This window comes from Roseimarinus sediminis (genome assembly GCF_050433125.1).
GTDB lineage: Bacteria > Bacteroidota > Bacteroidia > Bacteroidales > Prolixibacteraceae > Roseimarinus > Roseimarinus sediminis.
Map to the genome: position 1 here is coordinate 1 of NZ_JBNPXV010000022.1, position 25,820 is coordinate 25,820.

General features: G+C 42.0%; 15 protein-coding genes. 10 read left to right on the top strand and 5 right to left on the bottom strand.

Annotation, left to right across the window (positions count from 1 at the left end; translation table 11 throughout):
- Nucleotides 1-876 precede the first annotated feature (876 nt).
- The 9 genes from FHS86_RS18235 to FHS86_RS18275 all read left to right on the top strand — a co-directional run bounded on the left by FHS86_RS18235 (nucleotide 877) and on the right by FHS86_RS18275 (nucleotide 15,568).
- Complete coding sequence (locus FHS86_RS18235; RefSeq protein ID WP_429417213.1) at nucleotides 877-1,647, top strand: outer membrane beta-barrel protein; 771 nt, start codon at nucleotides 877-879, stop codon at nucleotides 1,645-1,647.
- A gap of 4 nt (nucleotides 1,648-1,651) precedes the next feature.
- The gene (locus tag FHS86_RS18240) at nucleotides 1,652-2,437 is read left to right on the top strand and encodes an outer membrane beta-barrel protein (protein ID WP_429417216.1); all 786 of its coding nucleotides are present in this window, start codon (nucleotides 1,652-1,654) and stop codon (nucleotides 2,435-2,437) included.
- Nucleotides 2,434-4,749, top strand: a complete 2,316-nt coding sequence (locus FHS86_RS18245) for a TonB-dependent receptor (protein WP_429417219.1) — start codon at nucleotides 2,434-2,436, stop codon at nucleotides 4,747-4,749. The genes FHS86_RS18240 and FHS86_RS18245 overlap by 4 nt, the downstream gene beginning before the upstream one ends.
- Before the next feature lie 2 nt (nucleotides 4,750-4,751).
- Entirely contained in the window at nucleotides 4,752-5,747 is a 996-nt protein-coding gene (locus FHS86_RS18250; RefSeq protein WP_429417222.1) for a hypothetical protein, read from the top strand.
- Nucleotides 5,748-6,690: 943 nt separating this feature from the next.
- The gene (locus FHS86_RS18255) at nucleotides 6,691-7,740 is read left to right on the top strand and encodes a DUF4848 domain-containing protein (protein WP_429417224.1); all 1,050 of its coding nucleotides are present in this window, start codon (nucleotides 6,691-6,693) and stop codon (nucleotides 7,738-7,740) included.
- A 95-nt stretch (nucleotides 7,741-7,835) separates the two neighbouring features.
- On the top strand, nucleotides 7,836-10,247 hold the full coding sequence (locus FHS86_RS18260; protein WP_429417227.1) for a TonB-dependent receptor: 2,412 nt from the start codon (nucleotides 7,836-7,838) through the stop codon (nucleotides 10,245-10,247).
- A 9-nt stretch (nucleotides 10,248-10,256) separates the two neighbouring features.
- On the top strand, nucleotides 10,257-11,336 hold the full coding sequence (locus FHS86_RS18265) for a DUF4249 family protein (protein ID WP_429417230.1): 1,080 nt from the start codon (nucleotides 10,257-10,259) through the stop codon (nucleotides 11,334-11,336).
- Between the two features lie 430 nt (nucleotides 11,337-11,766).
- Nucleotides 11,767-12,687: a DUF4249 family protein gene (locus FHS86_RS18270; RefSeq protein WP_429417232.1), complete on the top strand. Its 921-nt coding sequence runs from the start codon at nucleotides 11,767-11,769 to the stop codon at nucleotides 12,685-12,687.
- Nucleotides 12,688-12,733: 46 nt separating this feature from the next.
- Nucleotides 12,734-15,568, top strand: a complete 2,835-nt coding sequence (locus FHS86_RS18275; RefSeq protein WP_429417235.1) for a TonB-dependent receptor — start codon at nucleotides 12,734-12,736, stop codon at nucleotides 15,566-15,568.
- Between the two features lie 399 nt (nucleotides 15,569-15,967).
- Here the strand turns inward: FHS86_RS18275 and FHS86_RS18280 are convergent, their stop codons facing one another.
- On the bottom strand, nucleotides 15,968-16,990 hold the full coding sequence (locus FHS86_RS18280; protein WP_429417238.1) for a hypothetical protein: 1,023 nt from the start codon (nucleotides 16,988-16,990) through the stop codon (nucleotides 15,968-15,970).
- A gap of 145 nt (nucleotides 16,991-17,135) precedes the next feature.
- Here FHS86_RS18280 and FHS86_RS18285 point away from each other — a divergent pair, with 145 nt between their 5' ends.
- Nucleotides 17,136-18,023, top strand: a complete 888-nt coding sequence (locus FHS86_RS18285; protein ID WP_429417241.1) for a diacylglycerol/lipid kinase family protein — start codon at nucleotides 17,136-17,138, stop codon at nucleotides 18,021-18,023.
- Between the two features lie 2 nt (nucleotides 18,024-18,025).
- Here the strand turns inward: FHS86_RS18285 and FHS86_RS18290 are convergent, their stop codons facing one another.
- From FHS86_RS18290 to FHS86_RS18305, 4 genes are all read right to left on the bottom strand, one after another.
- Entirely contained in the window at nucleotides 18,026-21,991 is a 3,966-nt protein-coding gene (locus FHS86_RS18290) for a T9SS type A sorting domain-containing protein (protein WP_429417244.1), read from the bottom strand.
- Complete coding sequence (locus FHS86_RS18295) at nucleotides 21,988-22,407, bottom strand: hypothetical protein (RefSeq protein ID WP_429417247.1); 420 nt, start codon at nucleotides 22,405-22,407, stop codon at nucleotides 21,988-21,990. Before FHS86_RS18295 ends, FHS86_RS18290 begins: the two co-directional genes overlap by 4 nt.
- 99 nt (nucleotides 22,408-22,506) lie before the next feature.
- Complete coding sequence (locus tag FHS86_RS18300) at nucleotides 22,507-24,456, bottom strand: sialate O-acetylesterase (protein ID WP_429417250.1); 1,950 nt, start codon at nucleotides 24,454-24,456, stop codon at nucleotides 22,507-22,509.
- A gap of 24 nt (nucleotides 24,457-24,480) precedes the next feature.
- Nucleotides 24,481-25,815, bottom strand: a complete 1,335-nt coding sequence (locus tag FHS86_RS18305; protein ID WP_429417253.1) for an alpha/beta hydrolase family protein — start codon at nucleotides 25,813-25,815, stop codon at nucleotides 24,481-24,483.
- Between the last annotated feature and the right edge of the window lie 5 nt (nucleotides 25,816-25,820).

Genomic DNA, 25,820 nt, shown 5'->3' on the forward strand with positions numbered 1-25,820 from the left:
TCTTCCGAAAACTTACGTAAATGTCTGACTTTTTTTCCCGTTTTAATCATAATTATTTCTGTTTTAAAACGGTCAACCTATTTCAGGGAATGACAGAATTGTTCTACGGATGCAGTGTCGTATTTTTGTGTTATCGTGCAGTTGTAAACCATAAGCTCTGAATCTTCCTGACTACTGACTTTTTCCTTTTTTTTTCATTTTTTTCATTTTTGAGGGTAACCTTTTTGCCTTTTTCGGAATTAACAGGTAGAAGAATTGCTGATGCGAGGTGTTATTAAAACACAGGGTTATTTACATAGAATAAAAATAAATAATCAATAAACGATACATCAATTTCTTCGTGTTGTTTATTTTTTTTAGATTTGGGCAAGTTAAACTGTAACTAAAATTAAAGCCAATGAAACGAGCATGATACGCTAACTGGCGGATGCGAGTTCCATTAGTCGCCATTGAAAATTATAAATTCAGACGAATGAATATCCCCCGGTATTCCAAAATGCAAAGTCGCATTCCATTGTATAGTAATTCAATCTATCATTGCATACATCATAAAATCATGATGCCTATGGAGAAAACTTAAAAGTGTGATAAGTTTTTGTTATCTGATGGCATTTCTAAATCACCCATAATATAGCAATTACTAGAAGGATATTAGACTCTATTTTTTATTGCACACCCTGCAGAAGAAAAAGAAAAGGCAAGCACGTCAGGTCAAATTTCTGGCTATCCACCAGTTGTATTTGATGGATGTGTTAGTGGAACATTGTATACTCGTTTTTGTCCTATGCCAACCTATAATTTTAATTTTAACTTTTAGAGGTTAAGTTGTCCGGGGCTTGATTAATACCAACTCCCTGGCATCATATCTAAAATGCAATGAAATATTTTTATCTTATTTTCTTATTGTTTGCTGTTTTAACTACCAAATCACAAGTTAGAACCGGTTTTCAGTTGGGTGGCAACATCATGCATGACCGAACAGAGATGCCCTATCTTGTTCATTCTTTCCATACGGGAGGGGAAGCAGGCATAGTGCTTGAATTCCCATTGATTAAAAATAGTTTTGTGCTATCCACCGGCCTCAATTTTTATGATTATTATTATCAACTTAGGCCCAATGAAGTAGGAGTAAGCTATAACTCTAGCTATGGAAGTACTATTCATCTTTTTGCAAATATAAATGAGGCAGGCGTAAATTTACCCTTAAAACTTTCTTTGATTAGGAATCGCTTTTTATTTGAAGCAGGTTTCAAGCTATGTAAGAATGTGTCCTCTTCAAACGAAATAAAAGAACGGATAGCTGGAATGACCTATGGTTATCCCGATTGGCCTGATTATATTCAGGGTGTCAGTTATGATGAAATTAAAATTGCAGAATATAAATGGTTTTTTGAAGTTGGAGCAGGTTATTTGATAAGCCCTCATTTGAAAGTAAGTATTGAATATGCATGGGGTCTGAATGATTATATGCAACACACCATGTACCTTAAAGTGGTTAATGATGAGCTTATCTCTCCACCCGAGGAGTATAAAATACAGTTAAATAAAATAGGTATGAACCTGGTTTACTTCCCCCGCTGGGATTTTATAAAGAAAAAGAAGAATTCGTCAGAGAAAAGGGGATTGTTAAAAGAGTTTTATCAATAATCCTATGAGAGGTTTATTTATACTATTCTTTGTAAGTCTGGGTTTTTCATCCAAGGCTCAGATGCAAATCGGGTTCAGTCTTGGCGGCTTTGTTATTAACGATCGCTACGATGTGCGATACCTCGAAACCCAGAAAAGTAACGGGATTGAGGTTGGGGTTGATGCTGAGATACCTGTATTGAAGGATAAGTTGGCTATAGAAACAGGCTTGCATTTTTATAATTATTCTTACAATTTGATAAGAAGCGATGAGGAAATATGGTTCTTATATGAGGTTGGTGAAATAAATGCTGATTATTATAAAGATATGGATGATCTTGGGTTGAGCTTTCCTTTTACTCTCAACTGGAGACAATGGAAGGTGCAACCCTTCGTTGGTGCTAATTCTTCTTTTAGTTTTACTTCTCAGAAGGAGTCGATTGGACATTTAGAACGTCTGGGAGTGCGTAATAATAATGATATTCGTATAACTTATGAGGCTACAGATACTATTCGTTTTGCACCTTGTACCATTAGTGCTATTGCTGGTATAAATTATGTTCTTTTACGGAATTTAAAATTGAGGTTTCAATATTCAATGGGGTTAAACGACTTTATTACCCACCGCATTTCGTCTAAAGTTGTTGACGGGGTGAATGTTGGCGGGACAACCGTTTATGGTAACCGGATGGACCGTTTTCAGTTAACGGCAATTTATATTCCCGATTGGAAAAAGAACAAAGTGAAGAGGCAAAAGAAGAAAGCGGAAAGGCCTTCGTTCAAGGAACGTGTTAAAATGTTATATCTGTGAGGTATTTATTTTTGTTGCTAATGTTGCTGACCAACCTGGCGCATGGTCAAAGGGTTTATTTAACAGGAGTTGTGAAATCGCCTGCAGGAACTAATGTACCCTATGCCCTGGTGAGCGACTCGTTAAATAACAGCGCTGTTTATACCGACAATAAGGGGTATTTCGCCATACAGTTAAATAAGCCGCTTTGTTCACTCAAATTCAGCCATGTTGCTTATGCGCCAATAAAACAAGATTTTATACTCATCAGTGATACTTTTATAACGGTAACGTTGAATGATATTGAAATACCTGAGATATTGGTACAAGGAACGCCTTTGTCCAAACAGGCCATGCTGGGCGTTAATTTTCTCGAAGGAAGGACGATACAAAATATCCCTTCATTTTTTGGTGAGCCCGATCTGATTAAATCGATGACTGTGCTTCCCGGAATTTCAGGAGGCATCGATCTTTATTCGGCTGTTTATGTGAGAGGCGGAAGCCGCGATCAAAATTTGTTTATGCTTGATGGAGCCCGGTTTTTTACCACTTCGCATGCCGGTGGCTACCTGTCGTTGTTCAATCCCGATATCATCAGCCATGTGGATATTTACAAGGGAATTGCACCTGCCAGCTTTGGCGATGGCATATCATCGCTTGTAGATGTTCGTTTGAGCGAGGGCAGTGATGTCCCCAAATTGAATGTAGATATTGGAACTTTGCGATCGGGCTTTTTAATCGAATCGAAAGGGAACACAAAGGTTTTTGGGATGTTGGCAGGCCGTTTTTCCTACATCGATTTCATAACAGGCAGCGCCTTTAAAGCGTTTGTTGACGTGAAGGAACTGGGCGATGGTAATCTGGACTTTAACCGCTTTAATTTTTGGGATTTAGATGGGAAAATAGTCTATAAACCTACTGTTCGTACATCGCTTTCATTGAATGCTCATGCCGGACGTGATGAAAATTCATTTTTTTACCAGGGAGGTGAAGTGATTGAACCCCTGGGAAACACGAAAGTGAAAGATCAAAATGGAAATTATATCGATAACCACAACCTTACCCTGAACCTGAAACATCTTTTTTCATCGGGCTTAACCATAAAAAACACGGCATGGTTCACGTACTATAACCTGGCACTTAAAAGTAATAAAGAATACTTTGTATCGTTGCAGCCGGCAGCTCTTTATCGCTACGAGAAAAGGACTTATGTAAAAGATTTTACTGAAAAAATGGAGCTGAGTAAGCTGCTGAACAATAATCACTTTGTAAAAGCGGGTTTTCAGGCATCGTTGTTTACGGTAAACCCTTCGCATGGTGAAAAGTATGATGAAATATTGGCAATCGATTCTATTTTTGGTTATGAAAATCAGACTGCATTCGAAGGGGCACTTTTTATTGACGATGACTTCGAACCATTCCCAAATTCAAAGCTTAAAATTGGGTTGCGATCTGTTTTCTTAAATACCAATGATACCAACTACCTGAGCATTGAGCCCCGCCTTTTGTTCAGCTATCAGTTAGCTCCAAATTGGTCTGCTAAAACGGGGTACTCCCGGGCCAGCCAGCCTTTTCATACGCTGGTTGAAACCTATGGCTATTTTGAGAAGGAAAGCTGGGTTTTGGCAAACGATCGGTTTAAACCACAGGTGGCCAATCAGTTTTCATGCGGACTGTTTGGGAAAATTGCCGGCACTTCCATTGAGGTGAGTTCTGAAGCATATTATAAGAAAATGCAAAACCTCCTTTTTCTAAATCCCATTGCCTACGACATTTTAGACCTATTTGATTTCATATACAAGAATGGAGAAGGTAAAAGTTATGGCGGCGAGTTGCTGATTCAAAAAACAAATGGTAAAATTCAATGGTCGGTGGCCTATACCCTGGCATGGTCGAAACGGAAATTTGAAGACATCAATAATGGAAACTGGTTTTATGATGCATTCGACCGAAGGCATGATTTAAATGTGGGATTTCATTATTTCAGTGGTGAAAAGAATTCATGGAATTTTAATTATCTCTACCAGTCGGGAAGGCCTTTTACGCTTCCGCTTGCCTATGTTCAGCAAACACCATTTTATACCGGGTTTTATGTTACCGGTGGCGTCAACAACTCACGCATGCCTTCGTACAAACGTTTCGACATTTCGTACAAGCGGAAAGGCAGGTTTTTATGGGGCAGGGAAAGCGAGCTGACCTTATCGGTCTTGAACGTATTTGCCCGCAAGAATCCGGTTGGCATGTATGTTCGTGACGGCAGGCTGTTCATGACCTCTCTCTATCGTGTAATGCCTTCAGCCAGTTTAAAAATCAATCTTTTAAAAGCGAATTAGTCATGAGGAATCAACTGGTTTTAATGCTTGTTTTGCTGTGCTTTGGTTTTTTGAATTCGTGTTCAGAAACAAGAACTGAGGTTTTCGACGGCAAGGAGTATTATGAAGGCGATCAACTTGCGGTTGTGGGCTATTTGTCGAATAAAGGAGTTGTTGTACATGTACAGAAAACCCAGTCGGCTTTGACTGCCGATACAAGCTATTCGATTGTTGAGGATGTTCAGGTAAAACTGTTGACTTCCGATGGTCATGTTGAGTCGGTCGAATTTCGGCAACTTGATCGTTATAATTTCGTTTCTGCAGAAAGTTTTATACCTGAAAAAAACTGCGCTTATAAAATTGAGGTTTCAGCCCCCGGTTTGGAAACCGTAATTTCGGAAGCACAAACAGTAATGTCGGGGAAACAGATCAATTCGGTCAAGCTGGAAATAGAGGAGCGGAATTTTCATGTTGAAGATACCACAGTGTATACCTTATTTGGCAGACCCCGGGCGGTCTGGTGTTCTTATTTCATCAATAATTCTGATCATAGCATTTTGAATAACTTATCCCGGTTTCTGTTTCGTTGGAACAATGAATTATATGAGTTTAAACGGATGGGTGACTTTCAACGTTATGAATGGCCCCCTTATTTTTTCAACCTTGAAATGGGTACTCAAAATTATATCGATATTCCGGAAATTGTGTCCGGGAGAAAGTATTTTTATGACCAGCTATCTACTCAGGATTCTATAGATTACAATGGAATAAAATGGCAGGTAATCGACCGTATTGATGAGATCGTAGTTCAATCAGTAGTATTTTCAGCCGACTTTGTTCACTTTTTTGAGCAGGTTAATGAGTACCTTGAACAACGATCAGATCCTTTTTCCATTATGGCAGAACAAATACCCAGTAATATGTCGAACAATATTGGCTACTGGGGCAATGTTTTTATTGATGAAAAAGTTGTAAACCTGCCTGCTACTCCTAACGATACGATTACCTATCATTTTTAATTTCGACTGAAAAATATTTTCCTGCTTTAGAACGCTTTCAGCTAACGCGCGATGGTGCAAGCGCCCAAAAGAGCGTTTTCTACTTACTTTTTTGTTGTGACGCCAGTTTATACCTCAAACCTACCCCGCGAGGCGTGTTGATGTCGATTTAAGCGCATTTCAGCTAAGTTGCGCTTTGGTAAAGAAAATGTTAGGTGTTAGACTATAGATAAAAAAGAAGGATGTATAATACGTTCCCAGATCCATTTTCGGGTAAGCGTGCTGTTGTACTGTCGTCTAGTCGTAGCGTAGTTGAACCGCGTTACAGTCGTGCATTTTCTTCTTAGTCTTTCTTACTAATGACTTAGTGACTAATGACTTTCTCTTTTTTTTTCATTTTTTTCATTTTTGAGGGTAACCTTTTTGCCTTTTTCGGAATTAACAGGTAGAAGCCTTCCTGGTGTTTGTTTCATTAAAACCATAGCATTGTTAACATAGAATAAAAAAAATGAATAATAATTGTACACATAAATTTCTTCGTATTGTTTTTTTTTTTTTTAGATTTGGACAAATTGAATTGTAACTATATCAAAACCAATGAAACGAGCATGATACGCTAACAGGCGGATGCGAGTTGCCCCGATAAATCGGGGCAAGCTATTAGTCGCCATTGAAAATTATAAATTTTAGACGAATGAATATTCCCCAATATTCCAAAGAGCAAAGGCTCAGTCAATCGAAGAGTGATTTAATAAATTTCTGCTCAAATCATAAAATCATGATGCCTATGGAGAAAGCCTGATGAGTTTAATCGGGTTGTCGTGAGTATTGTCGAAATTATTTTATTAAGGTGGAAAATAAAAAAGGCAACACAATCCGAAGATCATGCTGCCTAATGTACAATTAATAAAATTTATTAACTGGTTTGGGAGTTACAGCTCCCAAACCGCAATATTAAGAAAAAATGAAAAAATTATATCTATATTTTTTTTTAACGATCACAATTTTGCTGTTGAATTCATGTGTCGAAGAATTTGTGAATGATAACTATGCAGAACGCTTAGAAAAAGAGATACCAATCCAACAAGATACTGATATAATCTTCAATGGCGATTATCTACAATTTAAATCTTTAGAAGTTTATGATAGTATTTGTAAAGTACTTTCTGATATGGAATATGAAGAATTCCAGCAATGGGAAAGTAAAATTGGGTTTAAGTCGGCTAGAACATGGAAGGAAAAATTCATAGATGAAATAACGAATACAGACAATAAAGAAGCCCAAGAAGCAGTTACTAGTGAATATTCCGACAAGTTTAACTACGATGCAAAAAATCAAATTGTTAGATATCGTTTTTTTGCAAACTCGTTGGATCGGGTCTTAAATATTGATGGTTATGTTCAAATAGACAACTCTTTATATAAATTTACAGAAGACAATCAATATATTTCATATGATGGAAACAAAAGTAGGATTGAAGATGCCTTATTGAATAATGAAATGAAATCACAGGAAATCAATAATGATCACTTACTGTTTGTTAAGAATGAGAATAGTTATAAATCGAGCAATACAGTTGCACTTGAAGGAATCAAGACCGTTGGAGAAAGAAGATTGATATATTCAGTTAATGAAATAATTTATTCAACATTCTATGCTATTGATCCTTATACAGGAATTGCCTGGTACCAATGGGGTTATGGAGTAAATCTTAAAATGAGTCAAGAAAAATTAAACTGGCTAAATAAATGGAAGGCTAATGGCGCTTTGTACTATTTACGAAACATGTTTATGTATTGGCACGAGGTCGGTATTGGTGGGCCAAGCTTTGATGGACCTATACCTGACAAGAATTATACTAAAAAATATAGAACTGAAGTGACACATTATTTTATAGATGTGGGCTATATTGATACATATGCAGGTAGTGCCGATTTTGCATATAATTTGGATGTTACATTTTGGTCTTCAGGAATAACCGAAAGCAATAAAATTTCGATTAGTATTGATTAATAAACATGAAAAGCGGCTGCTTCAAAAGATAGAAATTGACTTTTTGCAAAAGTACATGCATATTTTGGGGCAGTCTCTTTTTATTTTCCATGCGTATGTATAAAATCATAATAATTATCGTGTTGATGCTTTGCGTAACTTATAATTATGCCCAGATATACTCGATAAGTGGCTTTGTGAAAGACAGCAGTTCGGGAGACCTGTTGCCTAATGCGCACATTGTTAATAAATCGGATGGCGAATGGGTCATTGCCAATAGTTACGGTTTTTTTGTTTTAAAAACAACGAGCAATTCTGTTGAGTTGAAAGTCTCTTTTGCCGGCTACAATGCATTGGAAAAAATGATTGAAATAAATTCTGATACGGTTATTACCTGCAAGCTGACATCCGACAACCGGATTCAGGAAATTGTGGTTAAAGAGTCGAAGAAAACAGTTAAAAATGAAGTTGGTCATGCAAGGCTAAGCGGTAAAGAAATAGAACAAATACCATCGATGCTGGGCGAAAAAGATTTGTTGAAAGCATTACAGCTTTTACCGGGAATAAAAATGGGGCGTGAAGGCAGTTCTGGTTTATATGTAAGGGGCGGTACACCGGGTCAAAACCTGATTTTACTCGACGATGTGCCGGTATATAATGTTAATCACTTGTTTGGTTTCTTTTCTGTTTTTACTCCCGAAGCAATAAAAACTGTCGATGTGTATAAGGGGGCATTCCCTGCCCGTTATGGAGGACGTATTGCATCGGTTCTGGATGTGCGCATGCGCGAAGGAAATTTGTACAAAACAAAAGCGGATATAACCATAGGAAATCTATCCTCAAAAATTGTATTTGAAACACCATTAATCATGGAAAAGGCATCGTTGCTTGTGTCTGCACGAAGAACCTATTTAGATATTTTCCTTTATCCGTTAACTTCAAATAAATCGTACGATGGTAAAACAAGCGATAAATCGGCATATAATTTTCACGATTTAAACATGAAACTCTTCTGGGATATCAATAATTGGGGTAAAATATACTGGAGCAACTATACAGGAAGGGATATCATGAGTTTTGTAACGAAAAGCGATTTCACTGATAATATTACAGATATAGGAATACAGGGAAAGAAACAAGCATCGTATAGTAAATACCATTGGGGAAATTACACTTCATCGTTAAGATGGAACAAAGTATTTTCAGATAAACTATTTATGAATACTACTTTAATCTTTTCAAGGTACACTTATGTGTTCGACTTAGAGGATAATGTACATTTCTATAAGGAAATTGAAAGTGAAGAAAAAACCACCTATAATAACACATCAGGAATTACTGACTGGGGAGCTAAAATCGATTTTGACTATTTCATTTCGAACAATAGCCATTTATCTTTCGGTATAAATGGTGTGCAACATGCATATATTCCCGGTAAAGTTTTGTTAAAGTATACCCATAGCGATGGAGATAAGTTTGAAGCACATTCGGGGAGTAAGGTTGATGCTTATGAATTGAACTCATATGTAGAGAACAAAATATTACTATTCAATAAATTGCAGTTGTTTGCCGGAGTGCATTACTCCATTTTTAAGACGAACGATACGAGCTTTAACTCATTTCAGCCGCGTATTCGATTATTATTAAATTATGGTGAATGGGTTTTCAAAAGTTCAGGTGGATACATGGTTCAACCGGCCCATAACCTTGTAAACAGATCTACATCGTTGGCCGTTGATATTTGGGTGCCTTCGCACAAAAACATCAACCCATCTTCTTCAGTACAGTTTGATTTGGGCTTTAGCCATTCAATAAGCAATAATTTAGAGATAAGCCTTGAGGGCTATTGGCGGGCAATGAATAACATCATTACTTATAAAAAAGGTGAATCATTTATAAGAATTCATGAAAACTGGTCAGACAAAATTATTTCAGGCAAGGGAGCGTCGTATGGTGCGGAGTTGATGTTGCGAAAACCGACCGGAAAAACTACAGGATGGCTTGGTTACACGTGGTCGGTTTCAAATCAGCAGTTCGATGAATTGAACCATGGTGAACCTTTTCCCTCTGATTTCGACAGGCGTCATTATTTTACCGTAGCTCTAAACCACAAGGTTTCAAAACGCATTGACCTTTCAGGTAATTGGGTTTTTGCTTCGGGCGAACCCATTTCTTTCTCAACTACAGCCTACGATGGGGATACGTTTTATGGACAGTCGCCGCAGGAGGTAAGTTACCTGGGAGTGTTTGATAAACACATTCATGCACCCGACCAGATCATTTATTACAGGAGTGTTAACCAATATCGCCTGCCCGCATATCACCGCCTCGATTTGGGGATCGATTTTATTAAGGACAAAAAGAATGGTACACGCACCTGGTCTATTTCACTGTATAATGCCTATGCACAAAATAATCCATTTATGTTGAGCGTCGAAATGGACGAAGAAAGCAGAAAACTTGAATTGGTAAACTCAACTCCATTCCGTTTTTTGCCATCATTGAGTTATCGCTTTGTATTCAATTAATTAAATACGATGAAGAAAATAAGCTATATTCTTTTTGTTCTTTGGACTTGTGCTTGCAACAATACTGTTTCATTTGATTTTCCTGAGGATGAAAACTTGATTTATTGCAACGCTCTCTTCTCGCCTGATCAATATTGGCAAGCAACAATAGGTTATACTTATTCATTTTCGGGTAACAGTTTAGATTCACGAATAGAAAATGCCCTTGTATTTATTACTGATGAAAACAACGACACCATATATTTGAACCATAATAAAATGGGCGAATACATTTCTGAAAGCCAGAAGCCTGAAGAAGGTGTTGCTTATCGCATTTTTGTAGTTATTGAAAACGATACTCTGAAAAGTAGTGAAAGTCGAATTCCGGATGATGCTGCGTTTGATATCATTGAGATGAATGAAGATCGCGGGAATGTTCAGTTTGATCTTTACACCCTTTCTGAAGTATATGAACTGAAGTGCCGGCTAAACATTAGTGGTGAAGACGTTCAGGGTATTATGATACGAAACTTAATATTTGATGACAATAGCGGCAGGGGTATATCCTATTATGCTATCAACGAGGAAGTGTTGAAAGCGGTAAGTGACAGTACCGGTAATACTGTAGCTTCGGATAAACTGCGGCTGCTTAAGGGTGATACAATTTACAGTTATGATGATTTCAGTGAAATGGTTATTAGGCTGGCCGGTAGTTATTTGAATGAAACATTAATCTATTATATAACCGAGGCATCTTACGCTGGTACATCAATTGTCAGCAACGAGCATACAAGAATAAAAACAAATTGCTATTCAGCTGCTCCTCAATTTGTCAATTTTGGGAATGAAAATTATACACTGCTTGGTAACTTTCACTCTTCAGCTGATTTTGATATTTATGTATGGGATTTTCTTACTGGAGACTATTGGCTGGATGTAAAAATATTAAGCCCGGAAGCATTTGCTTACTACAATGATTTAATAACCCAGTATTCAAGTAGAATTGATCAACACAGCATTCAACATCCGGTTTATTCAAATATTGCAAACGGCACTGGCATTTTTGCGGGATACAAACAACAATTAATACATTATGTAGAAAACAATTAATTTGAAAACTATCAACCTCAACTTCCTTTTCTACTTCTGCCTTCTGCCTGAAAACTTTTTCCTTTTTTTTCATTTTTTTCATTTTTGAGGGTAACCTTTTTGCCTTTTTCGGAATTAACAGGTAGAAGAATTGCTGATGCGAGGTGTTATTAAAACACAGGGTTATTTACATATAATAAAAATAAATAATCAATAAACGATACATCAATTTCTTCGTGTTGTGTATTTTTTTTATATTTTGGCATGCTGAAATGTAACTAAATAAAAGGCAATGAATATCCCCCGGTATTCCAAAGCGCAAAGTCGCATACCATCGAATCGTAATTTAAATAATCATTGCATACATCATAAAATCATTTAAGACTGAAATAATGTGCATTTTTTTTATCCTTGTAAACTAAAATCAAAGTCCCGATAAAGGAAAGAAACCATGCTAAAATCCCCGTACCCTCTTATTCTCATGTTGCTTGGCCAGTTATTCCTTCAAAGCTGCCTGAAACTGGTCAGCGATGAGTTTCCGGAGTTTCCCAAAGCACCAACAGTCAATGCAATTTTAAAAACCGGGAAGCCGGTGGAAATTAATTTAACCTATGCGGGAACCATCGATTCTTCCAAAATTGAAGTAATTGAAAATGCCCAAATCGATCTTTTTGTTGATCAGCACTTTGTTCAGTCGTTGAGTTACCATGAGCTTGGAAACTACCAGTCGACTGTGATTGTTGAAGCCGAAAAGGAGTACCAATGCATCATCGTGGTACCCGGATTCGATACGATACGCTGCAGACAGTATGTTCCGGAATTAACACCGGTTCTTCATGTTGAATACATTGACACTTCGGGCTTCGACGAAGAAGGAAGACCTTTTTACGCCTTCAAATTAACTTTTCCAAACGATAAAGGAAAGAAGAATTACTTTGAGATTGATCATAAGCGCCTTCGCTTTAGTGAAGGAGGGCCTCCGGTTTTTTATGCCCAATCCTATATGGTGGGCATTGAGGATCCGGTTTTTCTTAACGAAGGCATCGAACGGAGTATATTTTCCGATGAGTTATTAAACGATTCAACGTATACCATCCATTATAATTTTTATCGAAAATACAATCGAACAATATGCAACGAAGAAGGCTGCATCTCGTACGCTTATCCCGAACTCATTGAGTTCCGGTCGGTAAGTGAGGATTATTATCGTTATATCAAACAACTTGAGTTGTATCATCTGGGGCGTCTTACCGGCTTTGAAGGCAACCTTACAGCCTTCCCTTTGTACTCAAATATTGAAAATGGATACGGCATATTTGCTGCCTACTCCTATGTTCAAACCGACACAATTTTTCCAGCTTATGTACACTAGGATTTTGCCCTTACTTTTTTTGCTTTCTTTATTTTCATTTAACGCAGTGGCAAAAACTTTTGTGTCGGGTTATGTGCGCGATGCACAAACAGGAGAGAAACTAATTGGTGCCTATGTTGTTGAGCAGGGCAGCACCAATGGCACCAGTACCGACATGAACGCATACTTTAACCTGGCACTTTCAGGCAAAGTGCTTCAGGTGTCATTTGTTGGTTATCAGCCTCAGACCATCAGAATCGAAAGAGACACTTTGCTTGTTATTTACCTTGAAAGTGCCAACGAAATTGAAACAATCGATGTTGAAGGCCAAAGTAAGAAAAGGTTCAACGTTACTACTTTAAATGCAAGGCAGATCAACTCAATTCCTGCTATTGGCGGCAAGCCCGACGTGATTAAAACCTTGCAGTTGTTGCCCGGTATTCAAACCCAGAAAGAAGGAACCAGTCTGATGAATGTACGCGGAGGAAATCCAGGTGAGAACCTCTACCTTATTGACAATGTTCCGCTTATTTACATGAACCACCTGGGTGGATTTACATCGGTATTTAATCCCGATATGATCAACAGTGTTCAGGTGTACAAAGGGGGATTTCCGGCCAAATATGGAGGAAAGTTGTCATCGGTTGTGGCCATTTCTCAACGCGAAGGAAACCGTGACCACCTCAAGGGAACCTTTGGTATCGGGTTAAGCGATGGCTCATTTACAGTTGAAGGACCAATTAATGAGCAATGGAGTTTCATTGTAAACGGGCGCAAAACACTAAGTGATGCACTGTTTATTGCGGTGAGCAGCCTTGCCGATCAGGATTACATCATTCGCTATGGCTTTCATGACATCAATGCCAAGCTGACCTGGAGACCTGATAATAAAAATTCCCTTTCCTTCAATCTGTATCAGGGTGATGATTACCTGCATTTCCTTAATAAACGCAACCTTCAAAAAGAAGATGGCCGTAATGAAATTCAAAATATCTGGGGTAACTGGCTGGCTTCGGCACGATGGACCAATGTACTGTCACCAAAACTTGTGGCTGATAATACCCTGTCGTTGAGCAGGTACCGATTGAAGATAAACCAGGATTACAAGCATGAAGTGGATTCCATGGAATTCATTAAGGAAAATGTCTCCTCAGTTCAGGAGGTCCGCTTCAGTTCCGACTGGATTTATAAGATTAACAAAACCATGTCGTTAAACTTTGGAATTCAAAATGCTACGCGAACCTATATTCCGAATAAATACCAACGTTCAGACTATCCGTTGAGCCCCGATTTTGAAACGATTCACACCAACGAAGGGGCCGTTTATTTAAATAATCAACTTGTATTTTCCAATTTTGTTGAAGCCAATATTGGAGCCCGAATGGTTGGATATACGCACCGCGATTTCTTTGATTATTCTTTTGAACCCCGAATTTCAATCAATGTACAGTTCGCCAAAAAACATGCTTTAAATTTCACCTATCAAAATGTAAAGCAATATGCTCATTTGCTCTTCGCCTCCGGAAGCATTTTGAATAATGAAATATGGGTTCCGGCAAGTGAACAATTCAGACCTTCGCAAAGCAGTCAGTACAGTGTCGGAATCAAGGGGAGCATGCTGAAGGACTTGTTTCAACATGAGATCAGTTTCTATTATAAGGACTTACGGAATCTTTCAACTTATCGGGAAGGATATATGAATTTTCTTGGAGATGGGGGATGGCGTACCAAAATTGAAACAAATGGGAAGGGCTTATCGTATGGTGCTGAATTTCTGTTGAGAAAGCTTGAAGGAAAATGGACGGGCTTTGTTGGGTATACCTATTCAAAAACCACGCGGCAATATCCTGGTATCAATCGTGGAAAGGAGTTTTTATTCGATTACCATCGGCTACATGCTGTTGCGTTGAATGTGAATCGTAAACTAAATGACAAATGGGACTTTGGGATGAATTGGGTTTATCATACCGGTTTGCCCTATACACCTGTTTTGGGCCGACAGGCCTACGTTGATGGTGCTTTCAATGGTGAAGCATTAATCTACGGAGAAAGAAACAGTGCTACTGTTAAAGCATATCATCGGCTTGACCTGGCTTTAACCCTGCATACCTATACCAAAAGAGGAAGAAAGGCACAATGGAATTTCTCGGTGTACAATGCCTACAACCGAAATAATGCCTTTAATTACCTGTATTTGTACAGCAAATCGATTAGCAGTGGTTATCATCAGCAAGAAGGTGAATCCCTAAAGCTATACCAACAGGGCATGTTCCCCATCATTCCAACAGTGACATACAAAGTCTTTTTTGATCCCGATTTAAAAGTTCCTGTTCAGCAAACAACATATCGAAGCTTGTTGAAAAACATGGAGAAAACTACTAATGCCGATTTCTCAATTGAAGACAAGTGGAATATTAATCTGGGATATGCCATGTCACCCAGTTTGAAGAAGAAGAATGAATCAGGGATGTACCGATATTTTATATTTCCAAAATTATCAGCTGATCTGAATTACAGGTTGAGTGCTTACTGGTCGGCAGGCAGTTATTGGGGAGTTCAGCGCTACAGAGCTTATGTTCTCGATGAAGGTAGTTCCACGAGTGGAAGTATTTATAATAAAAATGCTTTGCTGGCAGGAGTGCAATCGAAGTTTATTTATTCGGAGTTCATCCCGTCAATAAGAAAGCTTGTCGATTTGTATGCATCAGCTTCAGTGGGTTTCAAACGATATCAGTCAGGAAATTATTATTGGCCACGCGGATTCCGCTTGTGCTATGGTGTTAAAAGCGGGGCATCTGTCTTTTTTTCAAAGCACCTTGGTGCATTTGTTGAGTACGGTATCGATATTTTTGAAAGCCAACCCGAAAGCGAACTAAAATACGGTTTGAGCATCAGGTTTTGACCGATGGACTGCTAAAAAAGCTCTAAAGTTCAACTCAACGCTTGTTGAGACCTGAAAGACGTCTTTTGGGCTTCTCGAAACGTGTTGAGACCTGAAATAATTATTTTAGGCTTCAACACGTGTGTAGAAACGCTCAGAAAATTTCTGTCAGACTTCAACACGTAAAAAGTTGCCGGAAATAATTATTTTGGGTAACTTTTTACGTGTTGACAGCAGAAATACGTTTTTACAGGTCTGACGAAGAAAAAAGTTGCACTTTAGAACGCTTTCAGCTAATTCGCGATGTTGTAAGCGCCAAAAAGCGCTTTTTCTGCTTACTTTTTTGTTGTGACGCCATATACCTCAAACCTACCCCGCGAGGCGTGTTGATGTCGATTTAAAAGTATTTTCCGTACTTGCTTACAGTCGGCGATAAAGTTGAATCATGGGAATAGGAAACTCAGCAAAGCCATCGTCGAAATAAAAGCCGGTAAAACCAAACTGGAAGGCACGGTTGTTATCGATCTGCCATCTTAAACCGGGAATAATAAGTGCCAGTCCTGGACTTTTCTCTGTAATTTGTACCGGGCGGTAATTGTCGGTATATTGCTGTGTTTGTTCGTTGTATGTGGTAGAATAGTACTGATAGTCGGTATAAGTATTTTCGGGGCCCCAGGGGGCAATAAAAGTATCAAACACCAGGCTGAATTGTTTGTTGAGGCGGAACATTCCGGCCACCGAAAGCAAGACTCTTCCATCGCTTTCATTAATACCCGTGCTGGTTTGGGTATCCGGGTTGTATTCATCCCTTTGATAAAATATGGCACCATAACCACCCGAGAAGGTAATATTGTTTTTTCGATCACCAAAGGTGAATGCCACATAAGGCAGGAAACCACCCACTTCGGGCATGGCGTAGGAACCGGTTCCGGCCAGCAGGCCCAGGGCCATACTGGCACCTCCCTTTAAATCGATGCTGTATTTGGCATTGGCAATAATGGGGATAGCCAGCCACGAAGTCATGACCCCGACTCCGAAATTATCGGCAACCCCAAATTGAAAATCAGGACCGTATAAATTCCATTGTATGTAATTGTCTCCTTTCTGAATGGGAAGCCCGTTGGTGGTAATGAAATAACGGGTAGAAAACAGATCGCTCGTGCTGTAGCCATCTTCTTCTTTCGATAAAATCGGCCTTATTTCGCTGATTTCGTGCATGGGAATGAAGATGTTCCCCAATTCTTCGGTTTTAAGCAGCAGCTCGCGGGCATCGTGACTTATGATGTAACCAATAAACTTGGCGCCGTTTTGTTTCTCAACCAACACCAGCTCACTTCGCGCTTGTACCATCAGTGAATCGATCGACTGTGCTTTTATTATCTGTGGGCCTCCCAGCAGGCACAGGAAGAGTATCAAAAGTAAAATCCATTTATTCGTTCTCATGGTACCTCGTTTTTAAAGTGGATGTGAATTTAGGAAAAATGCCTGAATTAATGCACCAGGCGTGCGCGATTCGTTTTGTCGGTGAAAAAGATTACTTTTAGAACCCAATTGCGAAAACATCGATGTATTAAGCTATTTAAATTTTATGCGAAAAGTATATCTGATTTACAATCCCTTTAGTGGCAATAAAAAGGGAAAAGCCATCCTTGAGAAAGTACAACCGATTTTTGAAGCGGGCAAGCTCGAACTCAATGTTATCGAAACCAGTTTTGCCGGCCATGCCCGCGAACTGGCCAATACGCTGCCTTTTGACGATTACGACGGCCTGTGCGTAATTGGCGGTGATGGCACCATGCACGAGATTGTGAATGGCATGCTCAGGCGCAACGATGGCATGAAACTCCCCATTGGATTAATTGCCGGCGGTACAGGTAATTCGTTCATGCACGATGTGGATGCTCTGGATCCGGAAGTGGCAGCGCGCCGCATTTTAACCGGACGACGACGGAAAGTTGATATTGCCCGGGCCGATTCAAATGGTGAAGTTATTTATGGCTTCAACATTGTGGGCTGGGGTCTTCCAACCGACATTACCGCCATGGCTGCCCGCCTGAAGTGGCTGGGAAGCCAGTGCTATAACATTGCATCAATTATTGAAGTTTTACGCAACAAACCCCGATTGGCCCGTGTGAAAATAGGAAAGCAGAACATTGCCGGCGACTATGGTTTCATACTGGGATGCAATACCATTCATACCGGGACTGCCATGAAAATGGCACCCTTGGCACAGTTCAACGATGGCTTGATCGACCTGATTATTGTTCGCAAAGCGGGCCGTCTTAAAATGCTTTACCTGTTTACGAAACTGTTTTCGGGACGGCATGTTGGCAATCCGGCAGTGGTCTATCATCAGGTCAAACAGTTTACCATCGAACCTCTCGAAGATCATCCGCTGAATATCGATGGCGAAGTAATTGGTTGCACTCCTGTAAAGGTTAAAGTGCTTAAAGGCGAAATCGAAGTACTGGTTTAAGTTTATCTTCTGACCATAAATTTCTTTCGTTGTACTCCATCGGCTGTTTCTATTTCAAGCAGGTAGGAACCTTGTTCCAGGTTTTGCGTGTTGAGTCTGACGTGTTTTGCCTGAAGCGCTTCACGCTGAAGTACCATGCGTCCCTGTTGGTTGTAAACACTTATTTTAACAGAACTGTTTCCTGCATTTTGAGTAACAATGTTCAGCACATCATTGCAGGGTATCGGATAGAATCTGAATTCGCTGTCGGCAGTTGCCTTTGTTGAGCTAATATCGGAATGGTTTATCTCGATGTCGTCGATCACCCAGCCCCAGCCATTGGTATTTAAATCGGAAAACAAACGAAACCTGATCAGGAGGGTGTCGTTGTGTTCGAAATGCCTTAGCATGTTCACTTTGTGTTCGATAAACAATGTTTCAACTGGGTCTGAATTAATATTCATACCCCTTATTTCAGCCTTGAATTTTACAGCACGATAATCGTAACCATCGAACAGTGGCAGCCAGTCGACGCCGTTTTTCGATCCTTCAACTACCACATAGTCGTAAAAATCGGATGAGCCAAAAGGAGCTCCGGTTTCGCCTTCTTCAACCATTGGAATGTCGAAGTAACTGAGTGTTGTGGCTTCCTGTTCCGATTTTTGCTGAAGGATAATGGGTGTGCGCAGCACGATGCTTTGGTTGCTTTTATCGGGGTAAGGATGTTCGCTATGCAGCGCCATTCCTTCTCCCAGCGAGTTCCACGCTTTGATGCTAAAGCCTTCGCCATAAAAATCATTCGAAGAAGTATTAAAGACGTTACTGTAGGTGCTTTGCGCTTCATTCATTGTGAGCAAATCAAGTGTTCGGGAGGCTGAACTAAGCACATGGCCCTGATGATAGGCCTGTAATTGCAGCTTGTATTTTCCTTCGGGAAGTTGCAGATTGAAAAAGCCGGTTGCAAGGGTGTCGGTGTTATATGCCTGTTGCATTTTAATGCTTTGTTTCCCGTCAATTATAAGTTGCAGAGAGTCGTAGCCCTGACTGAGTTGAAATTTTAATGCGGTGAGGTTTTGAGGCGAGGTGCCGGCCGCGAGCAACGCAGGAGCCTGAACAGCCAAGGCAAGTTCTGGTATTTCGATGGAATAAATTCCGCGTCCATGCGTGGCAGCAATAATCTGAGTGCCTCTGATTTTCAACTCCCAGATGGCTGTGGCCGGCAGGCCGTTGTTGGCATACGACCAGCTTGCGCCACCATCTTCAGAAACGAAAAGCCCAATTTCGGTGCCTGCCCACAAAATCTGGTCGTTGTGGGGCATTACCAGAAGCGAGAACACCGCTACATCGGGAAAGTTATTCATGCTTTCTCCGTTTTCAAACTGGCTCAGGTCGGTCCAGCTATTGCCCATGTCTTCGGTCTTCAGAATTTTTGCTTTGCCGGCGAAACTAAACAGGGCATAGGCTACCCCGGAATCGTGCGGATGGGTGGCCAATCCGCTCAACATGCCCATTGATACACTGTAATTATTCACTGTATTGAAGGTACTGCCGCCGTCGGTTGATACATGGATTTTGCCTTGATCCGACATGCGTGAAGCAGCCCATACAATGTCAGGATTGGCTGCCGATATCTCAATCACAGCGTATCCGCCCCAGCCCCAGTCTGATGCAGGTAATTCAATGGTTTCCCAGTTTTGTCCGAAATCGAGACTCCGGCTTACACCGCTTTTTCCTGTTAGAAAAATTTTATCAGGATCGGCAGGCGAGTAGCCAATTTGAGTGATGAAGGGTGCATTTTCTTCTCCGCTATCGGTCAATTGGCTCGAAATACTTCCCCATGTTTCTCCGCCGTCGGGACTTAGATATAGCATATTGTAATAGAGCGATGTGATCATTTTGTTGGCATCGGTGGCATGCCACACTGCGTCAAAACCATCACCACCGGTTGCTTCGGTCCATTGAGCCGTTGAATCGGGGTTCAAGCCCGAGAACCATGATCCATTGTCCTGCATGCCTCCGATGTAGCGATCTTCGTACGGATGCTTGTCAACACCGTAAAACTGTGTGGTATTGTATCCGTTGGCCGGATTTTCCCAGCTTACCCCGTTGTTGTCGGAATAGGCCAGCCCGCCATCGTTGGCCACCACAATGCGTGTATCACTGCTTGCATTGGTGGTATGAATGATGTTGTGAAGATCGGCATGAACGTAGGGAGCTCCCATACCGGCCCAGTCGGCTATTTTGTTCGATGTAAGTTCTTTGGGGAACGAAGTACTGCGATTGATCACAATATTGGCATCGGGCAGTTCGTTGGGTAACCAGGTGGCTCCCTGTGCCAGCACGGGCCAGGTAAAGGCCATTTCTTCGTACAAATGCCCACCGGTTTTTGCGATGTTGGGTGAAGCGGTTTCACTATAATCGACATCATGAATCCAAATGTATTCTCTGCCGGTGACTGCTGCGTCGTCGTGGAGGGTCAGATTGAATTCCCCATTGCGATCCTGATCACGAAATGATACCATGAGTTGCCGCTTGTTGCCGGTATCCCACACTTCAAAAGGCACATCAATGTAGTTCGAATAGCTGTGTGAGTTGTCGGGTACACCCGAAGTGGCCCCCTGTGGAACCAGAAAACGATGAGCTTTCTGTTTTTTTCCGGGGCCAAACTGTATGGCAAGGGTCTCATAGTTTTCTTTTTCGGTATTGATATCGAACGCACCACCAAAATGAGAGGCTCCAAAATTAACGAAGCTGATAAAGCCCGAAGTGTTCAGGGTGTCGACCCGGTAAGTCGAAACCGGAGTGCTTGATTCTTTCGATACGCTAACCCTGAACAGATTAACACCTCCCACAAGAAGTGTTTTTGGGTTGGAAGGGTCAACGCTGAGTGTGTTGTTGTACCAGCCCTGTCCTCCCAGTAAAATTTCCCTTGATCCAAGTGTCACCGAAGCAGGCGACCAGCTGTTGCCACCATCCTCTGTAATCAGCATCTGAGAAGTCTGATCGAGTGCGTAAATGGTGGAAGGATCGGAGGGGGAAATGGCCATCTCAATGCGTCCGTATCCATGCTGAAGAACATAATTCCAGGTTTGTCCTCCATCGCTTGAACGTACAATGCCTTTGTTATTGATACTGGCGTATTGTATATCGAATGATCCGGGATGGTGAATCAGGTGTTGAACCCTTCCGTCATCTTCGAAAACCCTGGTCCAGGTTTGTCCTCCATCGCTTGAACGTTGGATGGAGGTGTTGGTGGCCGCAATCAGTACCTGTTCGTTATTGGGATCTACGATGATGCGGTTTACAAAGGCAAAATCTTCGTTGGCTGCTGTTGATTGCAATTGGGTCCAGCTGGCTCCTTTGTCTTCCGATTTGAAAATTCCATCGCCTTTGATGGCATCGCTGTTTCCAAAGCCTTCACCGGTTCCGGCATAAATAAGCGAAGTGTTCGAAGGAGCCATGGCCAGACAAACGGTCGAAAGGGAAGGAAGTGAAGGCGTAAGGTTTTTCCAGCTTTCACCGGCATCACTTGTTTTCCAAATTCCTCCACCTACCGATCCGGCGAACCAGGTATTTCCTGTTGGATCATCCGGGTCGATGATCAATCCGCGGGTACGTCCGCTCACATTGCCCGGACCACGCTCAGTCCATTCACCATTGATAGAGGCAGATTTCAGATGTGCTTTTTGCTCCAGCGCACTTTTCAAGGCATCCATTCTGTAATTCATGGGATAGCTTACTGTGCCGGCTTCATCGGGTGTCCGAATCAGTTGGTGAAAATGAAGGAATTCTGAAGGTTTATCAGGTTTCGACCAGCCACTTGCTCTTCGCTGAAATTTTTTGCTGATGCTTGCTGCCTTCATCTTAGCCGTGGTTTTGAATTTTGCAGGCTGATCAGGGAGGTCACTCTTTTTTGATTGGTGAATACCGGTCATGATGATGATGATGGCCAGAATTCCATATATTCCGTAAGTAAGGTAATTTTTCATTTGTTTTGCAGCGTGTGATTGTGTTCTGATCTTTGTCTGGTTTTTACATTGTAAAGCATGCTGTAGCTTTTACCGGGTTCAGGATTCCCGGGCAGGTAACTCACCATAAAGGTATGGCGGTTGGTCCAGGTAAGCCGGCCTTCTCTGAATTGCTGGCTGAAAAGCGTAAGTCCACTGGAAGTATCAACCACAACAACATCGAGCATTTCCTGTTGACTTGTTTCTTCTGTTGTGCTGCTGTTACTCAATACCAGAATTTCATCTTTGAGCCACGAATGATAGGCTTCGTATTTTTCGGGGATGGTATAAACAGCCAGCCGGGAATCGTCCTGACTGTTCTTGCTCGTTTTACATGAAAACAGCAGCATTGCCATCAATAAAAGCAGTGATACTGAAGTAAGTTTCATTAATCTCATGGCCAATAATAGTAAAAAGCGATGATAAATTAACAGATAAAAGTTAGTAAAGATTACCGGCCATGTATTAAAATTTTTATTCAGTATATGAGCCAGCTGTTACCAGCGGTCTGTACGAAATGGTGCCGCCGGCAATCCTGCCTCGTTGTAGAAATTGAGTGGGCCCGGGTTGTCGGCCCAGGCATAGCGCACCGCTACCGGCTCATCGATTTCATCGTTCCACACGATTACTTTGTTGCCTTTGATGCGGGCCTTGGCCCATACAAATTCTTTGTCACTGCCTGCAATGGCAAAAGCTCTGAGTGTTTCCTGATCTGTGCTGATCAGTCTTTTTTTCGATTTTTCAAAGCTGAGAATGATTTTGTTTCCCCTGGTTTTCATCGATCGATACTGAGGCCCTGAGCAGGTTAGCTTTTTCTCTCCGTAAGCCAGACAACGTGCCTGAAGTGCCAGCCGCTCCCCAATGTCTTTCTTATTCAAGGGGTGGATGTCGTTCCATTCGCCAATGTCGATGACAACAGCCATGCCGGTATTGGGCAAGGCAAGTGCTCCGGCCTGTGCTTCGCGGGTTCGCGCCCAGCCACTTTCCGATGGATCTTTCTTTTCTTCCATATAATTGGGCAACTGAACAAAGAGAAAAGGAAAAACTCCCTGCTCCCAGTTTTTTCGCCAGTCGTTGATGAGTGTGGGAAAAAGCCGGGCATATTCTTCCGGATTGTCGGCATTCGATTCTCCCTGGTACCAGATGACTCCTTTAATGGCCATTGGAGTTAAGGGATGGATCATGGCATTGTAAAGTCCGCCGGGTTTCCAGCGAATGAAGGTGGGGCCGGGCAGCGGATCCATTTTGGCACCGGCCTTGTATTTCCACTGGCCTTCGAGCGAAATGGGCTCGTTTTCGCCAATGATGAGCTGATAGGGTTTGTCGGGTTGAAAACCACCCCGGCCTGCATTGCTGATCACCCTTACGGTGATGGTGTTTTCTCCTGCTTTCAACACGTTTTCGGGTACCGAATAACGGCGCGGTGGATACTGGTAGCTGGTGGTGCCCACCAACTGACCGTTGATAAATACCGAGTCGGCATCGATGATGCGGCCCAGTAAGAGCCGGGCTGCTTTTCCTGCATCCTGTTCGCTGAGTGTAATAGTTTTACGGAACCACACCACGCCGTTCATGTAGCCCAAAGCTTCGTCGGCCCAGTAGCCGGGAAGTTGCATGCTGTCCCAGTTGCCGGTGTTGGTTGAAGCGCTGTGCCAACTTCCTTTCGGATCGTGACTGCCCAGGTCTTTTTGATACAGTTCGCGGTACCAGGCATTGCTTCTTTGCTGGTCGGTGGTTCTGATTTCATTGATAAGATCAGGATTTTTGAAACGCATGGCTTCTTCGTGGTGTTTAGGAAATTCACGCAGGGCTTCCTCACTAAGCCAGGCTTCGGCAGGTGAACCACCCAGGGCCGTATTGATCAGTCCGATGGGAACCTGATAGCGCTCATATAATGCTTTTCCAAAGAAATACGAAGTAGCAGAAATGCTCCGTATATTTTCGGTGCTGATATGCTGCCATTCTCCTGCTTCGATGTCTTCCTGAGCTTCAGTGAAATTGAAGGTTTTGTTCACCTGAAAATAGCGAATGTTGGGATAATTGGCGTTGGCCAGCTCGTTGGGGTAAAGCGGACCAACCCGTTCCATGTTCAGCTCCATGTTCGACTGGCCCGAACAAATCCAGACATCGCCGAAAAGTATGTTTTTGATTTCGATTTCATTGTCACCGCTAAAGGTCATGTTAAACGGACCACCTGCGGCCTGGGGTGGCAGTTCGATGCTCCATTTTCCATCATTTCCGGCTTTCGTTTCATAGCTTTTGTTGTTGAAGGTAAGCGTAAGCGTTTCACCGGTATCGGCCCAGCCCCACAGGGTGCTTTGCACATCGCGTTGCAATACCATGTTGTTACTTACCAGACGTGGCAGCCTTACACTGGCGCTGAGTGTTACTGTGCTAAAAATCAGAAGTGTGAATATTAAACGGAAAGTAGAAAACAGACTTTTCATTACGATTTTTTTAATTGAATGATGTTATTTCTGTTCGAAATATTTCTTTGCATAGTTAATAAAATAGGGCCAGTTGGGGATCACCGTATGACCTCCTTCGTGCTGCCGGAAGGCAAGCTCACCTTTCATGAGCCCGCTTTGTTCGGGGGGCATTTGCGTGCTTTCGATGCCATTGGCACCCAGTAATTCATACACCGGCGAAGCCAGTACGGCACTCACAAACATTCCTTTTCCGTCAATCCAGTTTCCTTCGACATGCGGCGAGCCCACGCTGATAAAAACAGGACGGGGAGCGCAAAGGGCAATGAGGTGATGGGCATCGACCGGCAAATCGTCGGGTGTAAGTGGTCCGGCATATTTGATGAAGTTGGGGGCAAACCAGTGGTATTCGGCCGACGATGCCAGGTTTTCGACCTGTTCTCCGAAAACACGGCGCAATAGCTTGGCGCCTCCGGCACCCGATGAACCAATGAAGCCGATAGCCACCCGGGGCTCGTAAGCCATGGCCACCAGTGCAGCTTTGCCATATCGCGACAAGCCTTCAATGCCAATGCGTTGGGCGTCGACTGCCGGATCGCTTTCGAAATAGTCGATGGCACGGCTCAGTCCCCAGCCCCAGGCCTTCAGGGTTCCCCAGTCGTCGACATCGCGGGCCTCGCCCTTGTTACACAAACCAATGATGCCGCTGCGCAAACCGGCGCCGTTGTCGTCCTGATAACTTGTAGGGATTAAAATGGCATAGCCCCATCCTTCGGCCAGTAATTGTTCTTTCCAGGTAGGACGGGCCTGTTCTGGCATGCGGAAGCCTGCCGGGAAGTTCCACCCGAATTCCACCATCACCGGAACAGCTTCTTTTGAAACAGCAGGTGTGGTAAGTGTCATTTGTATTTCAACTGTGATCGAAGGAAAAGAATGGTTGTCGACTCGTCCTGCCAAATGTTTTACATTGACGGGGAAATCTCCTTCCAGCGTGTCTTTCTGCCCGATTATTTCCCAGCGAACTCCGGGAAGTTGTTGGGGCATGCGACCATAGACTTCACGATCGAGATGTTCCATGATTTCTGTGCGGCGCTTTTCCCACTGCGGTGCGTTTTTTACTGTCTTTCCCTTGTCGAAAACCAGGGGATCGGGCACTGAGGTGTAGGGCGTGGCCTTCGACTCATCGGCATTGGCGGCATTGGGGGCTTCAGGATCGCCCGACGGGCCGTGCCTGAGCGATTCGATGCCCAGCTTTTGGAGCATCAGCTGATGATCGATCTGGCTTATCTTGTTGAGACTGTCCCAGCGTGCCCGTGAAAATTGCCCGTAGCTGTTTGACAGTGCAAGAATGAATGTTGCGATGATTAAAATTTTTTTCATCTGCT

Excerpts from the sequence above, each read along its gene's own strand:
- FHS86_RS18300 (WP_429417250.1), bottom strand. The coding sequence starts at position 24,456 with ATGAAAAGTCTGTTTTCTACTTTCCGTTTAATATTCACACTTCTGATT.
- FHS86_RS18235 (WP_429417213.1), top strand. The coding sequence starts at position 877 with ATGAAATATTTTTATCTTATTTTCTTATTGTTTGCTGTTTTAACTACC.
- FHS86_RS18270 (WP_429417232.1), top strand. The coding sequence starts at position 11,767 with ATGCTAAAATCCCCGTACCCTCTTATTCTCATGTTGCTTGGCCAGTTA.
- FHS86_RS18295 (WP_429417247.1), bottom strand. The coding sequence starts at position 22,407 with ATGAGATTAATGAAACTTACTTCAGTATCACTGCTTTTATTGATGGCA.
- FHS86_RS18290 (WP_429417244.1), bottom strand. The coding sequence starts at position 21,991 with ATGAAAAATTACCTTACTTACGGAATATATGGAATTCTGGCCATCATC.
- FHS86_RS18265 (WP_429417230.1), top strand. The coding sequence starts at position 10,257 with ATGAAGAAAATAAGCTATATTCTTTTTGTTCTTTGGACTTGTGCTTGC.
- FHS86_RS18280 (WP_429417238.1), bottom strand. The coding sequence starts at position 16,990 with ATGAGAACGAATAAATGGATTTTACTTTTGATACTCTTCCTGTGCCTG.
- FHS86_RS18255 (WP_429417224.1), top strand. The coding sequence starts at position 6,691 with ATGAAAAAATTATATCTATATTTTTTTTTAACGATCACAATTTTGCTG.
- FHS86_RS18260 (WP_429417227.1), top strand. The coding sequence starts at position 7,836 with ATGTATAAAATCATAATAATTATCGTGTTGATGCTTTGCGTAACTTAT.
- FHS86_RS18240 (WP_429417216.1), top strand. The coding sequence starts at position 1,652 with ATGAGAGGTTTATTTATACTATTCTTTGTAAGTCTGGGTTTTTCATCC.
- FHS86_RS18285 (WP_429417241.1), top strand. The coding sequence starts at position 17,136 with ATGCGAAAAGTATATCTGATTTACAATCCCTTTAGTGGCAATAAAAAG.
- FHS86_RS18305 (WP_429417253.1), bottom strand. The coding sequence starts at position 25,815 with ATGAAAAAAATTTTAATCATCGCAACATTCATTCTTGCACTGTCAAAC.
- FHS86_RS18250 (WP_429417222.1), top strand. The coding sequence starts at position 4,752 with ATGAGGAATCAACTGGTTTTAATGCTTGTTTTGCTGTGCTTTGGTTTT.